Source organism: uncultured Parasphingorhabdus sp., from assembly GCF_963975555.1.
In the GTDB taxonomy this organism is placed as follows: domain Bacteria; phylum Pseudomonadota; class Alphaproteobacteria; order Sphingomonadales; family Sphingomonadaceae; genus Parasphingorhabdus.
This window is the reverse complement of the sequence record NZ_CAXBHH010000002.1, coordinates 208,470-224,707: the sequence shown is the minus strand read 5'-3', so window position 1 is coordinate 224,707 and position 16,238 is coordinate 208,470. Positions and strand designations below refer to the sequence as shown.

Genomic DNA, 16,238 nt, shown 5'->3' with positions numbered 1-16,238 from the left:
TGCCCTTTTCTTTTGCCCCCATGTTCCGCTAGACGATTGCGGTGCGAAGCTTTTCCCATTTTGCCTGCGTCGACTGGTCGGGCGCAAAGACGGAGCGTCCGGACGGGATTGCAGTGGCGGTCGTCGGTCCCAACGGTCCGCCTGCCCTGCTATCCCCGAAACCCCGCTGGTCACGGGCAGATGTTCTAGAATGGCTTTTCCGCCTCGCAGAAAGCCGTCAGGACATATTGATCGGTTTTGATCTCTCCATGGCGCTCCCCTTTGTCGACAAGCAGGCCTATTTCCCGGAATGGAGCCAGAGCCCGGACAATGCGAAGGATCTGTGGAGTCAGGTGGACTTGATATGCGGCGATGATCCCCATTTGGGCGTCGGCAGTTTTCTTGCCCACGAACATCCCAAGCGCCATTTCCGTCACAGCCGGGAACATGTCGGTGATCTGTTTGAACATGGTGTCGGACGCCTGCGTGAAGTCGAACGTTATCAGCGCGCAACCAAGCAAGCCAATAGCGCCAGTTGCTTCAATCTGGTCGGGGCAGCGCAGGTCGGAAAATCGAGCCTGACCGGCATGCGGATGCTGCACCGGCTCGGCGGCGCCGTTCCGGTCTGGCCCTTCGACCCTATTCCCGATCGCGGACCGGTCATCGTCGAAATCTATACAACGGTAGCGGCGCTGGCAGCAGGCCTGCCGAAGGGACGCAGCAAGGTGCGCGATCGCGCTGGCCTCACAAACGCTCTGGTGCAGTTAAAAACGACTCCGCCAGCCAGATTAAGGCGCTATGACGACCATAGCACCGATGCGCTGATTACCGCCGCCTGGATGAAGCAGGTCGCAGGCAATCCCGCGCTTTGGAGCCCGCCTGCGATGACCGAAGAGATTGCGCAAAAAGAGGGCTGGACCTTTGGCGTGGTTTGACGCTAATAGCGCCGAGCAAATCCAGTGCATGCCGAATTAGCTCAGCTGGTAGAGCAACCGCCTTGTAAGCGGTAGGTCATCCGTTCGAGTCGGATATTCGGCACCATTTTTGCGGAGTAAAGTCGATCCGGGGGATCGACGACCGCAAAAATCCCGCAGCGCAAGCAAGGGCCTGTCGCCCCGCCACCACGATTTGCTTCTGATATTGCCCGCCACGTCACGCTTGGCCTCGAAACCGTTTCGATGACGATTTCGTGATATCAAGTTCATCGATATTTGACCTTTTCGGCCTACGATTTCCGGATGCCGATTCTCAACAGAATAATCTGGATACTGGCGTTCTCGATAATCCCCATTAGTCACGCGGAAGCGCATGGAGGCAGGACGGCGGCCGACGGTTGTCATAATGATCGCAAAAATGGCGGCAGACACTGTCATGGCGGTGGCACCAGCGCGCCGCAGCCCGCTCTGCCAACGGGCACGCGGGACTATTATCCCAATTGCGCTGCGGCCAGAGTGGCCGGACCAACACCGATATTTCGGGGCCAGCGCGGCTATGGCCGGCATCTCGATGGAGACGGTGACGGGATAGCTTGCGAATAAGCAAACCCGGGCATTTCCACAGAGCAACAAAAAGCCCCGCCGGTTTCCCGGCAGGGCTTCTTCATTTTATCTTTGCTTCAAATCAGAACTTGAAGCCGGCACCGATACCGTAGCGGCGTGGTTCAAGCGTGAACACGTTGGTGTACAGGCCTGATGACTGATCCGTCACATAAAGTCCGGTTTCCGAGTTGCTGTCGAACAGATTCTGGACAAATCCGCGAACATACCAGCGATCATCGGTTCCGTTCAGCTGGATCTGGGCGTTTGCCTGCGCATAGCCTTTGATCCGGTTGACATTGCCGTTGAAGATACTGCCGAAGCTTTCACCCGTATAAGCAAGATCCACACGTGGAACCAGGCTCATGCCGTTGTCAAAGTTCATCGTATATTGAACCCCAGCAGAGAATTTCAGCTGCGGCGCTTGTGGCAACGTATTTCCACGAATATTCTTCGGCACACCGGCTGCGAAATATTCAACCCCGCCAAATGCCGCTGGATCAACTCCACCACCTATAAACGCACCGGCAGCTGCAGCTTCCAAAACGCTACAAAGGCCGAATGCTCCGGTCGAAGCAATATTACCGTTCGCTGGAAAGGCTGTGGTCGGCTGTAGATTTGCACCAGCAGCGACACCAGGTACCAGACCAGCATTGATCACAGTATTGATCGTGTTGACGAAGGCATTCACTCCTGCTGCGTTACCGGACGTCGAAGCTACCGCACAATTGGATGCGTTGGTAATATCCTTGATGATTACCGCGTCTGACCGGGCACCACCAAAGTCGCGAGGATCGCTGTTAAACGTATCCCCTTTGACTTCGGTATGGAGATAGCTGAAACCCAGATTGATCATCCAGTCCGGATCAGGGCGAACGATTGCCTCGACCTCCGCACCGTAGATATCGGCGTCAATATTCTCGTTAACCGCCGTCCGTGCAACAATCTTGCTGAGCTGCAGGTCTTTATATTTATAGTAGAATGCCGTCACGTTAAGTTGCAGCGCTCCATCGCCAAATGTATTTTTTGATCCGATTTCAAACGCATCGACCTGCTCTGGAGCGAACGATTCAGGAACCTCGAAAATAGGCTGCAATGGCGGGTTTATACCGCCTGACTTATATCCACGAGAATATGAGGCATAGATCAGATTATCGTCGGTTATTTTATAGTCAATTATCGCACGGCCTGTAATTTCGTTGAATTTGACTTCCCGATTCTGGAAAATCTGGTTGCCAGCTGTACCTGGATCGGCATCAAAAGATCCAACAAACGGAGATTCAAATGCATTAGTTGTTTGACCATAAGGGACAAGGAAGCTGGCCAGAGTCGAACGCGCCTGAACATTTTTCTTGTCATTATTATAACGCAAACCACCCGTCAGTTTCAACTTGTCGCTGACGTCAAAATATACTTCACCGAAGAGACCATAGGATTTGACCTTTAAATCATCCGTGTTGTTCCGGAAATATGGCGTGCCCAGAAACGATGGCGGCAAAGCACCACCAAGCGCAGTAAAGCTGCCGAGCAACCCTGCAACATAGTCGATCGCGAAAGCATTCACATAATAGCTATTCTCGGTCAGTTTGTAATCTGCGTAAATACCGCCGACCAGAAAGTTGAACGGTCCATCAAGGTCGCTCGAGATGATCGCTTCCGCTGACCAACTGCTGTTATACTGGTTCGAACGGTCATATTGCAGCGGTGTTGTCGCACAATTGCTGTTTCCACCGAATGCCCCGAGACCGATGGTATCGGTATCTGAGGTACATAAGACTCCATTCGGACCATCAGGAATGATTGCAGCGGCAATCGGGGCAAAATAGGACGCAGGCAGACCAGGGATGAGACCTGCAGCAGCTGCAGCAAGCGTGTTCAATGCAGGTGCATAGCCGTCGCGACGACCGATATTGTTATTATAATCCTGCCGAGAATCCAGCTTCACCTTCTGGTAGGTACCGGAAAGCTGCGCACTGATCGGACCGAAATCATGCTCGATCTTGCCCTGGAAGGTCAATTCGCTGGTAAAATATTCCGGCGTAAAAGCGGTGTTAACCGTTCTGGAGTCGGCGGGAACATCGATACCTGCATATTGGTCCGGCCCATAGAGGCTGCCCAGCGCAAATGCGGTTGGTATCCCGCGGATGGCGAGGAATTCCTGTGATGACAAAGCCGCAGTAAACGTCGAATTTGCATTAAACGATTCTGCATCGCGCGAATTGTTCAGGCAACCCAGGATACCTGTAGGGTCGCGTTGACAATATTGCTTCTGGATCCGCATGCGATTGTCGTCTTCACGGAAATAGGATGCATATAGGTCAATAGTGGTATCCGGCGTGGGCTCGAAGCGCAGTGCTCCGCGCAACGAATAAAGCTCCCGATCATCGAGATCAGGACCGCCGTTGAGATTGGTAGTATAGCCGTCCCGCTTTACAAAAACGCCGGCTCCGCGAAAGGCGACATTCTCGCCGATAGGTATGTTGATCATACCTTTGACTTTCATCGCATTATAATTGCCATATTCGACGTCACCCGATGCCTCGAACTGACCCAATTTCGGTTTGGCGGTCACGACATTGACCACACCCGCCGTCGCGTTCCGTCCGAACAATGTACCTTGCGGGCCGCGCAACACTTCGACCCGTTCGAGGTCGAAAAACTCTGTTTCAAAAAGGCGTGTCGAGAATAGCGGCTGATCGTTCAAGTGGATAGCGGTTGCCTGATCGCAAGATGTACCCACACACAGATCGCCAATTCCGCGAATCGTAAAACTGGAACTGGTAAAGTTGGTTTTGGTAAAAGTGATGTTGGGAAGCGTCAGTTGAAGATCGGAACTATTTTCGATCTGTTGGGCTTCCAGTGCTGCCCCCGAAAAGGCCGATACCGCAATCGGAACATCCTGGGCGCTTTGCGCCTGTCTCTGTGCTGTGACGATAATTACATTATCATCAATGACCCCATCGTCACGGTCCTGCGCCATGGCGGATACGGACATTGTCGATATAGCTGTAGCGGCTAATAATAGCGATTTACGCATTTCTCTCTCCCAAATCCCAACGTTAAAATCGGAGAGTGGCATTTTTACTCATCCCCCCGATGAACGGATATTCAACTAATCGCGCGATTAAGTCCAGCCTGAAATGCGAAAATTGCACCTTCGCGTTATATTTTTGCATCCTAGCCAGTTGATTTGATGCAATTTTGATACAAAAAACCCCGCCGGTTTCCCGGCAGGGTCAGATTTTTACCGATATTGGTTTGGATTAGAATTTGAAACGGACAACAGCGCCGTAAGTGCGTGGAGCACTTGGATAACCCAGAACTGTTCCTGCCTGAGCAACCCCATCAAATACCGTCGTGAGGAATTGGTCATTGAGCAGGTTACGAACGTAACCACCTACTTCAAGGCCATTTTCAAGCTTGAGCGTCATCGATCCGTTGACCAGATTGACCTCGCGATCAAAAATCTGGGTGTTGCCAAGATCAGCATTGAACGTCGGCAACCCGTTGTTGATCGGCGTATTGCTTTCATGGCTGTAATCGATCCGCGTGATCAACATATTTCCACTGCCGCCGAATTCATGTGAATAGGTCGCAGAAGTCGAGATAGCGAACTCGGGAATACCGCCTGGTGTCAGGCCCGACAAATCCCCCAAAACACTGCCCGTGAAGGAGTCGTATAGTGGATCAAGATAGGTCATTGCAAATGTGAAAACCAGCCCGTCAGTCGGCTTGATTGTACTATCAAACTCGAAACCTTTGACCGATTGCTGACCCGCATTTTGCAAAGCAAAGCCGGTGCCGGTGAAGGCAAGGCTTTGGAAGCCTTTGATGGTCTGGTCGAACAATGCAAGGTTGAAGCCGAAGCCTTCCCACTGACCTTTGACACCAATTTCATACACGGTGGCATTTTCCGGTCCGGCAAAGCGCGAACCGCTCCTCAAGTTCGGTACAGCCAGACCACCGTCGAGGATTGGCGATGACGGGGCAGCGAAAGTCGATCCACCCGGGCCTGCAACAAAATCGGCACTGGAAGGCCGGCTATCCCGCGACAGGTTAACCGAACTCGCTTTGAAGCCAGTTGCATAGCTACCATAGACATTAACTTCGTTTGAGATCGCATAGGATGCGCGCAGCAGATAGGTGAACTTGTCATCACGGGTCTTGCCGTCTTCGACAGCGTTCGGGATGGTGACAAAGGGTGGCTGGAACTGGAAGGCCGACAAACCGAACAGCGGGTTTGCTGCTGACTGCGCCGCAGCGAGCAGAGCTTCTTGGTTAGCCGCCGGAAGCGCCTGGAATTGCGCCCGCGTCGCTACAGTGCCGCCAGTTGCACCCACAATGAACGCATCGATGAGATTGATCTGACCCAGTGGATCGAAGCTTTGCTGAGCGAGTGCGAAGTCCTTCTTGTCGTCAGTATAGTTGAAACCGCCGGTAAATACGAGGCCATCGACCGGTTCAAAATCAACCGTGCCGAAGATCGAATAAGAGGTATTATCCATCGAGAACTGCTCGGATGTGAGCAATGGTGTGAGGAAGATCGATTCCTGCGGCAGGCCTAGACCTGCTTCAACCGCATTGAATACGCTGGGGTTGCCCGCGAGGACATCGGCGGGGTTTCCACCTGCCAGTAGCTCAAAGAAATCACGGATTTGGGCACCGTTTTCGATCTGGCTTTTCTGCGAGATGCTTTCGTCGAAATAATAGCCGCCAAGCAGGAAGTTAAGCGGGCCGTCAAAGTCCGATGCCACGCGGAATTCCTGGGTGAGCGTCTTGACCCTCTGGTTGCGTGTTTCGTTCGCAACATCAAGGCTGCTGTAATCGATGTCCGAAATGAACAGGTTCTTCAGTTCCCGGTAAGACGAGATAGAGGTAAATGAAAGCGCCCCTGCTTGATAATCGACCTGGATCGATCCGCCGTAATTGTCGACTTTGTTGATCGGAACCTGATTGAGATAGGCATCATAGCTGTAACGATCAGTCGAGAATTGACCACCAAGCAACTGGATCGCTCCGGCAGCTGGTCCGGCAACAACTGTCGTCACCTGACAACAAATTTCGTCAATTCGCGAATAATCACCAATCGCCCGAATCGTCAAATCCGGTGTTACCTCGAACAAGAGTTGACCACGGGCGGCCCAACGGTTCCGGTCGTTCTGCTCTTCGTCCAGATTGACAATTTTCGCGTATCCGTCGCGACGGTTGTAGCTACCATCGATCGAGAAGGCGATATTCTCTGTCAGTGGGCCTGTAATGTCGCCCTTGAGAACAACATTATTGTAATTGCCGTAAACGGCTTCAACCGCTCCGCCAAATTCGAATTGGGGTTCGCGTGTAACAACAGAGATTACGCCAGCAGAAGCGTTTTTGCCGAACAGCGTCGATTGCGGGCCGTTCAGCACCTCGATGCGCTGGACATTGGGAAGATCCGACAAAGCTGCAGCCGAACGCGAACGGAACACGCCGTCGATGAATACGCCCACGGAAGGCTCAATGCCGAAATTATTATCCCCGTTACCGAAGCCGCGAATGATGAAAGTCGATGCAGAAGAAGTCTGGAGCTGGCTGACACGTAACGACGGAGTAACCGACTGCAGATCAAGCACGTCACGGATTTGCGCATTTTCCAGTGTTTCGCCGGTTGTTACCGAGACCGAAATAGGTGTTTCCTGCAGTGAGGTTGCACGCTTGGAAGCCGTGACAATGATCACATTATCGTCAAAGGTTTCTTCTTCCTGAACATCCTGTGCGTAGACAGGCGATGCTGCGATAACGCCACTCAGTGCTGTAGCGGCCAAAAACTTTGCGATTTTCATTGGTTTCTCCTGGGCCCCGACCATTATGGTCGTAGGCATGAAATAGAGGGTTTTAACAATTGGAACGGACCATCCATTCTTGTTTTCGCCACTGGTATAAATATCACGGATAGTCCAGCGCACAGGCCTGAAAAAACAACGCGTTACTGCGCATTATTGCGGGACAGGCAAATATCGTTGCAACAAAGACACAATATCTCATTCTCCTGCGCATGACACCCCATCCCCGACTGTTAACCGGCAGGAGCCTCGTGCCGCGATTTACGGTGTCTGGCCAGTTAGAAGGCAGTTAGGCCTTTCGCGCGTGGAGGAAGCCTCTTGTTCATTCCAACGGAAGCCAAGCTCCCATACTTATCTTCCGTTGGGCTTAATGTGGAGCGGAAGTCCGGCCGTGATTAATACGACTTCCTCTGTTTGACCGGCCAGCCTTTGGTTCAGCCATCCGGCGGCATCACGGAATGCGCGGGCCAAGGCATTCTCAGGGACAATCCCAAGACCGACTTCATTGGCGACCAACGCGACTGGGACAGTGCAATTCTCGATAGTATCACAAAGGTCGTCAGTGGCTCTTTCCAGATCATGCTCTGCCAACAACAGGTTGGAAAGCCAGAGCGTCAGGCAATCGACCAATATCGCATCGGCATTTTGCGCGGCGGATATGATGGCATTTTCGAGGTCGAATGGCGCCTCGATAGTCGTCCAACGCTCGCCGCGATCGGCTTGGTGGCGGGCGATACGGTCTGTCATCTCGACGTCAAATGCTTGCGCGGTCGCTATGAAGACAAGTTTTCCGGCAATCTCCTCGCTACGGGATTGCGCGTAACGGCTCTTTCCGGAACGCGCGCCGCCTAACACCAACAGTGTCTTCATGATCTGTTCTCCCGCGCCAGCGCAATCATAGCATCTATGTCGAGGCATTGTTCTAAAGACTGCGCAATATCGTCGAGCGCAGCATCAACCATCACGCCGTGATCCAGGCCCGCGGACCGTGCGCCTATCCCGTTCAGCAAAGCGCGGCGCAACTCTGTTGAGGCGAATATACCGTGGCAATATGTGCCCATAACCGTCCCGCTGGCGTCAATTGCCCCATCGCGGCGCCCGTCCGGAAAATGTGCAAATGGGTGAGCGGTGTCGGGGCCAAGGGTTTGCCCCATGTGCATTTCATAACCGGTAAAATCTTGGTCCAGTGCCCGTCCGCTGACTTGCCGTAATGATTTATCATCCGCCAATATTGTATCGACATTCAACAGCCCCAGACCGGTAATCCTGCCCGCTGCGCCTTCAATCCCCAGAGGATCGGTAATCCGGTTGCCGAGCATCTGATAACCACCGCAAATCCCGAAGATTGCCCCGCCTCGCCGATGATGAGCGCGTATATCAATATCCCAACCTTGCTCGCGAATTGCCGTCATATCGGCGATAGTCGCTTTGGAACCGGGCAAGATGATGAGCGTCGCTTCGGCGGGGATTGCGATGCCAGGCGGGATCATGACCAGATCGACGTCAGGCTCCTGTTTCAAGGGATCAAGATCATCAAAATTGGCGATGCGCGGCAATATGGGGCAGACGATCAACTTACGTTCCGTCGAAATATTGCGCCCTTTTTCAAGCACGACAGCATCTTCACTGGGTAACCGCACAGCATCCGCCAGCCAGGGAACAAGACCATAGCCGCGCCAGTGCGACAGTTCCTCAATCGCAGCATATCCATCGGCAAATAATGCCGGGTCACCCCGAAATTTGTTGATGATGAACCCCCTGATCATCGCCGCGTCTGCGGGATCGAGCACGGTTCGGGTGCCCACCAGGGACGCAATCACGCCGCCCCGATCAATATCACCCACCAAGATCACCGGAATATTGGCTGCCCGCGCAAAACCCATATTGGCGATATCACCGTCCCGCAGGTTGATTTCCGCTGGCGACCCTGCCCCTTCTACCACCACGATATCAGAGCGGGCAGCCAAACGTCGATAACTGGCGATAACATCGGGCAACAGGTTGCGGCGTCCTTCGCGAAAATTGCTACTGCCCATCGTGCCGCGCACTTTGCCATGTACGATAAGTTGCGACGTGCGGTCCGCCTGAGGCTTAAGCAAGACGGGATTCATATCCACATGTGGTTCTGCTCTGGCGGCCAGCGCATGGAGCGCCTGGGCTCGCCCGATCTCGCCACCATCGGCGGTGACCGCAGCATTATTGGACATATTTTGCGGCTTGAATGGCAGCACAGCATAGCCACGGTTGGCCAGCGCACGGCACAGCCCCGCAACCAGCACTGACTTACCGACATCGGAGCCGGTTCCCTGCAACATTATACCAGCCATAAAAGCCCCACTCCAACCACCCATAAAATTGAACAGGCGCGGATATATATCGTCAATCCCCGCTCCAATGATGCACTATCCGCCGAAGGCCCCTCACCTATCCATTGTTTATACTGTGGCACGCCATCATAGCTAACCGGGCCGGCAAGACGCACACTCAGTGCCCCGGCCATCGCTGCCTCTGGCCAGCCAGCATTGGGGGAGGCATGGCGACTATGATCACGGCACATAATCCGCCACCCTCCAAATGCTGCGAGGCAAAGCAAGATGCCCGAAAGACGGGCCGGGACAAGATTGAGAAGATCGTCTGTTCGAGCGGCGGCCCAGCCAAATGCGCGCAGTGGCGGTTCCGGATGGCCGATCAAACTATCAGCCGTGTTGATTGCCTTATAGACCCAAATGCCGGGCAAACCCGCCACCACAAGCCAGAATACAGGAGCAACAACGCCATCGCAAAAGCTTTCGGCAAGGCTCTCCGTTCCGGCACGGGCCACGCCACCGGCATCTAACCCGCCTGTATCGCGTCCGACGATCATGCCAACGGCGTCCCGCGCCGCGACAAGATCATTGGCAATTAGCGCGACAAGGACCGGAAGGACATGTTCATACAGGCTGCGCTGCGTGATCGCGGGCCATGCGAGGAAAGCAAGTGGCAGCCAAGCCCATTCGCCAAACATACCGATGATATAATATTGTGCCGGCCCCGCCGTTCCGCCTGCGACCACCATCAGGATGAGAACGGTCATTACGCCCCCAATCCGCCGCTTCATTTCTGTAAGGACAGCTCTATTCCATCGCTTTTCGCAATAGTTGATTATCGCCGCGAATATGCCGACCGGATGACCGATGCGTGCATGCAGCCATTTCGGCCAGCCCAGTGCAGCGTCAAGAACAAGAGCCGCTATCACAGTCGCCTCAACCATCCGCTAGAGCCTCATGCAGTCTTGCAAAATCCGCATCACTTGCCGGAACAGCTAACCGGAGCCAACGCGGTTCATAGTCAAACGGTCGCGTCAAAATGGCTTTCCGCGCAAGAAGCCTGAAAATTTCCTCCGCATTGTCATTTTCGATCAAGCGGAAATGCGGGCAAGCGCCGATGGTGCATAACCCGTGAGATTCCAACAGTGCGTCCAGCCTGTTTGCACGGAGACCCAGGTCCTTGCGTGTTTTGAGGATCCAGTCGCTATCCTCATAGGCCGCTGTGCCGATGGCTAACGCAGCGGAGGATAACGGCCAGTCACCCAGCAAGCGCCTAAATTCCGCGATAATTTCTGGCGGCGCCAACAGAAAGCCGAGCCGTAATCCCGCAAGGCCAAAAAATTTCCCGAAAGAGCGCAATATTATCAATCGGCGATGCGCTGCAATATGGGCCGCCAGACTAATATCGGGTGTTGCATCCGCGAACGCTTCATCCACAACGAGCCAGCGGTTTTCCGCCGCAGGACTGTCACGCCATCGCAACAGGCGTTCTGGTGTATAAATACAGCCATCCGGATTGTTCGGATTGGCCAGCAAAAGAGCCAAGGCTTCATCGGGCAGCGCATCAAAAGCCGCCACGGGCTGGCTATCGGACCACACAGCAGAGTGTCCGCTATAGCCGGGCGCGACAAAAGCCGCTGGTACATCCAGCACCTTGCCGAGCAGTCGCAGCGCAAGATCGCTCCCCGGCACGGCGCAGCATAAATCTGGCGCGACACCAAAATGACGAGCCGCTGCGGCCTCTAATATTGCGAGGAGCTTCGGGTCGGGCAACGCTTGCCAACCGCAATCGATACGGCTCGTTCCGGGCCAGCTGACGGGATTTATACCGGTGGAAAGATCCAGCCACGGCTGGTCTCCCTCGCCAAAGACGGTACGTGCGTCGTTCAAATTGCCGCCATGCAGCGTGAAGGATGCCTTTGTCATGCCGTAGCCACCAACGCGCAAAGCAGCACGCTTTCCAGCAGTTCAATTCCAGCGCCGTGACCATCGCCAGAAATGCCGCCGATACGGGTGCGCAACCAGCAGGCCCAAAGCGGAACCGCAACAATCGCAACGCCCAGACCGGGCGCAAGGGGCAAAATCCAGGCGCTAACCACTGCCCATCCGGCAACCTGCCACCAATTCGTGCCCTCTCTAAACCGGCTTGCCAGACCGGCATGAAGCGGCGGCAATATGAGCGTCCAGACCAGCGGGCCGATCCGCGCGATGGCGGGTAGCAATATCAGCATCCATAAGGGCACCTGATCAACAACCAAATATAGCAATATCAGCTTGGTAATGAGTTGCAGCGCAATCGCCGTCACCCCAAAACTGCCAATATGCGGGTCTGCGAGTACCGCCGATAGGCGTTCACGGTCCGCATGGACCGCGCCGGCGGCATCGGCAATATCGCCCAGCCCGTCCAAATGCAGCGCGCCGGTTATCGCCACCCAGGCGACAAGGCCAAATAAAGCACCCGCCAAGGGGTCCAGCAGTCCGCCCGTAAATGCGGCGCCCGCAACTGCGCCACCAACGATCAGCCCCGCCGCAGGAAACCATCTTATGCAGGCGGCAAAGTCCTCTGCCGAAGCATCGACATTGGGCAGAGGCAAGCGCGTCATAAATTGCACGGCGAGGATCAGGCGCTTCATGCCGCTAATCCGATGATTTGGGCACTGCGTGGCTCATCCGGCCATATCTGCAGACTGAGAAGCGAAGCATAAGGCAAATCAAATGCCCAGGATTGCCGATAATCCAGCCCTAATAAGACGCACAATGCCGCACGCATCGGGCCGGCATGGGTGATGACAAGCGTATCATCACCAATTTCCGCTAATCCACTGTCTATCCGCCGGAGCAAGTCGCTCCACCGTTCACCATGCGGCGGCGGGCAGTTTTCAGGATCATCCCAGAATGCTGCCAAGGCGTTAGCTGGCAGAGCAGAAGCATGGCACCCGTCCCATTCGCCAAAGTCCAGTTCTCTCCAACGAGCGTCGCTTTCTGCGGTCATGCCCCGGTCACCAGCAATCGAGATTGCGGCTTTCTGGGCGCGGGACAGATCCGAAGATATGATGCGCGTGACAGCTAGGTTTTCTGCTCGCTCCCGGCAGGCGGAAATGCCCTGTTCAGTGGGCGCAGCATCGCTATGGCCCAGTAATTTTCCGGCGCCTTCCGGTGCACCATGGCGCATCAAATGGAGAAAAACCGGCTTCATAGCGCCGACGCAACCGATGCCTCTGTGAATGTCGCCATTTCATTGTGGGCAGCCAGTGCCGAACGCACGATTTGCACCGCTACTGCAGCGCCACTGCCCTCGCCCAGTCGCATCTCCAGATGAAGCAACGGGTCAAGTCCAAGATGCTCCAGTAAGCGGCTATGTGCGCCCTCGGCTGAGCAATGCGCGGCCAGGCAATGGTGAGTGATCGCGGGAGCCGCCGCAGCCAGCGGGGCAATCGCAGCGCAGCAGATAAATCCATCAAGCAGCATAGGAATATGTTGCATCCGCGACGCCAATATTGCGCCTGCCATTGCGGCGATTTCTCGTCCACCAAGGCGGCGCAATGTTTCAAATGGGCTATCGCAATACGAGGCATGTTTGGCCAATGCGCTGTTTACGGCCTTGATTTTCCGGGCGAGAGCCGCGTCATCAATACCACTACCGCGCCCGACCCAATCCATTGCATCGCCACCAAAGCAACATGCGCTCAGGGCCGCTGCGGGCGTGGTGTTGGCAATGCCCATTTCGCCGACGAAAAACAGGTCGGCATCGCGGGGGACGGTCGCTGCCCCCGCATTGATTGCCTCAAGACATTCCGCTTCATCCATCGCAGGCGCTTGCGTAATATCTGCAGTGGGCTGATCCAGTGCAAGATCGACAATTTCCAGCTCCGCTCCGCAGGCTCGGGACAGCGCGTTTATCGCTGCTCCGCCGTTGCGAAAATTGGCCACCATCTGCGCGGTTACTTCCCTTGGAAAGGCACTAACCCCTTGCGCTGCAACCCCGTGATTGCCTGCAAATACCGCAGCAAATATACGCTCGGCACGTGGCTTCTCGCGCCCCTGCCAGCCAGCCATGAACAGGGCGATCTCTTCCAGTCGGCCCAATGACTGGGCCGGTTTTGTCAGGCTTTCCTGACGCGCACGCGCAGCGGTGATCGCGTCTGAATCGGGTGTTGGTAAGTTGGCGAGTGCCGCCGAAAATTCTTCCGGCGTGGCAAAACGGATCATGTCGCAACAAACCCTTCTGGCGGCGTGCGGACAATGAAATGTCCCTTCACCTCTTCGGGCCAGTCAGCGTAGCGCACCACCCCTTCCTCGCTTTTGGCATGTAGGGCGGCATATTCCAGAATGGCCTGCGCCGCTGCGGCGTCCGGCACGAAATCGCCAAGCACATAACCGATGCGCCCTTTCGCGCGGACGTAAACAGTGCAATGGCGCTGGCAGGCAAACAGGCACGGCATTTCCTGCACCGCTACTTCGCTTAGATGAGGTATAGCCGCTGCCACTTCGCGCATAGTCTGAGCGAGCAGCGCGCCGCCGCGCTGTCCCTCATCATTTTCGCGTTGGTCCGCCGAAAAACGGCAGCTGTTGCAAACGACAACGGAAGGATCAGCATCGACGGCGCGCAACATCAGAATTTGCTCCTTAAACCAAGGTAAAAGCTGCGACCAAGGCTGCCATAGCCCCCGGCTGTTTCATGCATGTCATCAAACAGATTCTCGACTCTTCCGTAAAATGTGAGTTTGTCGCCCAGGGCCCATTCGGCCCGCAAATCTGCGAGCCAATAATCCTTCAGAAAACTGGTGCCGCCAACACGGTCGAGCGTCTTTCCCGAATAACGGACTGCCGCACTTGCGGTCAGGCCAAACGGGAAAACATAACCTATTTCACTATTGGCAAGATGGCGTGGCACTCGTGCCAATCGTCCGCCAAAATTGCTCCCCTCGGTCCGGTCTTCGGCAATGACAATGCTATAATTGCTTTGAACATAAGCCCCGCCAACATTTAATTTTGCTGATAATTCCAGCCCGTGCGTTCTGGATTTTTTTACATTGGCATAATAGCCGAAACGGGTTGTCGTCGTTCCGGGAATAAAACACTCGCTCGGCAAAGCACCTGTTGTTGGGCAAAAGGCAAAATCAATCAGATTATCCGTGCTGCGTTCATACCATGTCGCGGAAAGCTGTAACTGCCGGTCCAGAAAAGACTGTTCCAAACCGACTTCCCATCCCTTGGCTTTTTCTGGCTGCAAATTGGCTGCGCCATATTGGCTGAACAGTTGATAGAGCGAGGGCGCCTTAAATCCTTCGTCATAGCTTGCCCGCAATATTGTCGCGCCGCCGTTCAGCGACCATGCCGCGCCGGTGCTAAGCACGGTATTCCCGCCAAAACGCGAATGCCGGTCATGACGCGCACCGCCGCTAATCGTGACCCCTTCAATCGGCGTGACCCGCATTTGGCCAAAGAAACTGTCAGTATCGGCACGCGATGGAGTCAGAGTGTAGGGCGCGTCATTATTGGCGACCGAACCATTGGTCATCCGCTGCTCTTCACGCTCCGCACCAAACAGAATTTCTGCAAGCGGCGAAATGGTGAAACTTCCCTGATATTCATAGCGGCGTGAACGGCCATTGGCATCGAAATTCAGCTGTCTGATATCGCGACGCGGATCATAATTTTCACGGTCAGTTCGTCCTTCCAGAATTGCGATCCTGTTTTTGAATTTTCCATCGAAAAACTCCGCATTCAAGCCCGCGTAAGCCGTCCATTCACGCGTCAGCCCATATTCAGGACTGTCCCCTGAAAATCCGTCAAAATCATTGCTGGCATCCGCCCAATATCCACGGACATCAGCGGATATATTTGGCGACAGTTGCACCGCGAAACTGCCGCTTAGCGATTGTCGGGTATAGCCATCCGGTTCGATACCACTGGATTTGGCAGATATACCATCGGTGGTGAAAGTTGAACCCGCAATTTTCCAGTCGAAACCATCGCTCTTGCCAGCAATTCCGGCCCTTGCACTCACAGTATCTCGTGATCCCGCCTCCACTGAAAAACGCCCCTCAAGCGGTTTTTCGGCTCGCGATGTCTGCACGTTGATAACGCCGCCAATCGCGTTGCTACCCCACAATATCGATTGCGGCCCGCGCAAGATTTCTATCCGCGTAATGTCGTCTGCCAAAAGATTAGCGAAATTATAACCGCCATCGGTCGTCGTGGCATCCGCCAGACGCATCCCGTCCAGGACCAAGACGCTCTGCCCGGAATCGGCGCCGCGAATACGCAGGCTGGTTGCTGTGCCATATCCACCGTTTCTGGTCACGCTGATGGCGGGAGTGCGGAGTAGAATATCGGAGATGGCTATAGGCTGCTCGCGCTCGATATCGGCCTGGTCGAGCACGGTAACGCTGGACGATATCCGGTCTTGTTCTACCGGTACGCGCAGGGCGGAAACAATGATAAAGCTGTCGTCATCGACGCTGCTTTCACTGGCCCCTCCATCTCCACTTGCATGGGCAATGGTCGGACAGGCCGCAGCCAGAAATGCGATATGGGAGATTGAGTGTATAATTTTGGACATAATGTGTTCCTGTTGGTCTGACGATACACTCCGT

Annotated in this window: 13 protein-coding genes and 1 tRNA gene; 3 read left to right on the top strand and 11 right to left on the bottom strand. The window is 54.7% G+C overall.

What is annotated here, in order from left to right; translation table 11 throughout:
• The first annotated feature begins 41 nt into the window (after positions 1-41).
• From AAC060_RS06425 to AAC060_RS06415, 3 genes are all read left to right on the top strand, one after another.
• Positions 42-914: a hypothetical protein gene (locus tag AAC060_RS06425; protein ID WP_339824166.1), complete on the top strand. Its 873-nt coding sequence runs from the start codon at positions 42-44 to the stop codon at positions 912-914.
• A gap of 30 nt (positions 915-944) precedes the next feature.
• Positions 945-1,020 (top strand) — tRNA-Thr (locus AAC060_RS06420).
• A 197-nt stretch (positions 1,021-1,217) separates the two neighbouring features.
• Positions 1,218-1,517, top strand: a complete 300-nt coding sequence (locus AAC060_RS06415; protein ID WP_339824165.1) for an excalibur calcium-binding domain-containing protein — start codon at positions 1,218-1,220, stop codon at positions 1,515-1,517.
• An 82-nt stretch (positions 1,518-1,599) separates the two neighbouring features.
• Here the strand turns inward: AAC060_RS06415 and AAC060_RS06410 are convergent, their stop codons facing one another.
• The 11 genes from AAC060_RS06410 to AAC060_RS06360 all read right to left on the bottom strand — a co-directional run bounded on the left by AAC060_RS06410 (position 1,600) and on the right by AAC060_RS06360 (position 16,204).
• Entirely contained in the window at positions 1,600-4,551 is a 2,952-nt protein-coding gene (locus AAC060_RS06410; RefSeq protein WP_339824164.1) for a TonB-dependent receptor, read from the bottom strand.
• Positions 4,552-4,777: 226 nt separating this feature from the next.
• Positions 4,778-7,333: a TonB-dependent receptor gene (locus tag AAC060_RS06405; protein WP_339824162.1), complete on the bottom strand. Its 2,556-nt coding sequence runs from the start codon at positions 7,331-7,333 to the stop codon at positions 4,778-4,780.
• 351 nt (positions 7,334-7,684) lie between these two features.
• A complete protein-coding gene (gene cobU / locus AAC060_RS06400) occupies positions 7,685-8,203 on the bottom strand; it encodes a bifunctional adenosylcobinamide kinase/adenosylcobinamide-phosphate guanylyltransferase (RefSeq protein WP_339824161.1) in 519 nt (172 codons plus the stop codon).
• Complete coding sequence (locus AAC060_RS06395) at positions 8,200-9,660, bottom strand: cobyric acid synthase (RefSeq protein WP_339824160.1); 1,461 nt, start codon at positions 9,658-9,660, stop codon at positions 8,200-8,202. Before AAC060_RS06395 ends, cobU begins: the two co-directional genes overlap by 4 nt.
• On the bottom strand, positions 9,648-10,583 hold the full coding sequence (gene cbiB, locus AAC060_RS06390; RefSeq protein WP_339824159.1) for an adenosylcobinamide-phosphate synthase CbiB: 936 nt from the start codon (positions 10,581-10,583) through the stop codon (positions 9,648-9,650). The genes AAC060_RS06395 and cbiB overlap by 13 nt, the downstream gene beginning before the upstream one ends.
• Positions 10,576-11,565, bottom strand: a complete 990-nt coding sequence (locus AAC060_RS06385) for a threonine-phosphate decarboxylase (protein WP_339824157.1) — start codon at positions 11,563-11,565, stop codon at positions 10,576-10,578. The genes cbiB and AAC060_RS06385 overlap by 8 nt, the downstream gene beginning before the upstream one ends.
• Positions 11,562-12,272 carry an adenosylcobinamide-GDP ribazoletransferase gene (locus AAC060_RS06380; protein ID WP_339824155.1) on the bottom strand — a complete coding sequence of 237 codons (711 nt, stop codon included), beginning with the start codon at positions 12,270-12,272 and terminating at the stop codon, positions 11,562-11,564. The genes AAC060_RS06385 and AAC060_RS06380 overlap by 4 nt, the downstream gene beginning before the upstream one ends.
• Positions 12,269-12,835 carry a histidine phosphatase family protein gene (locus AAC060_RS06375; RefSeq protein ID WP_339824153.1) on the bottom strand — a complete coding sequence of 189 codons (567 nt, stop codon included), beginning with the start codon at positions 12,833-12,835 and terminating at the stop codon, positions 12,269-12,271. The genes AAC060_RS06380 and AAC060_RS06375 overlap by 4 nt, the downstream gene beginning before the upstream one ends.
• Positions 12,832-13,848 (bottom strand): nicotinate-nucleotide--dimethylbenzimidazole phosphoribosyltransferase, encoded by a 1,017-nt coding sequence (gene cobT / locus AAC060_RS06370; protein WP_339824152.1) that lies wholly within the window; start codon positions 13,846-13,848, stop codon positions 12,832-12,834. The genes AAC060_RS06375 and cobT overlap by 4 nt, the downstream gene beginning before the upstream one ends.
• Positions 13,845-14,252, bottom strand: coding sequence for a DUF1636 domain-containing protein (locus AAC060_RS06365; RefSeq protein WP_339824150.1), 408 nt, complete (start codon positions 14,250-14,252; stop codon positions 13,845-13,847). The genes cobT and AAC060_RS06365 overlap by 4 nt, the downstream gene beginning before the upstream one ends.
• Entirely contained in the window at positions 14,252-16,204 is a 1,953-nt protein-coding gene (locus tag AAC060_RS06360; RefSeq protein WP_339824149.1) for a TonB-dependent receptor, read from the bottom strand. The genes AAC060_RS06365 and AAC060_RS06360 overlap by 1 nt, the downstream gene beginning before the upstream one ends.
• Positions 16,205-16,238: the final 34 nt, after the last annotated feature.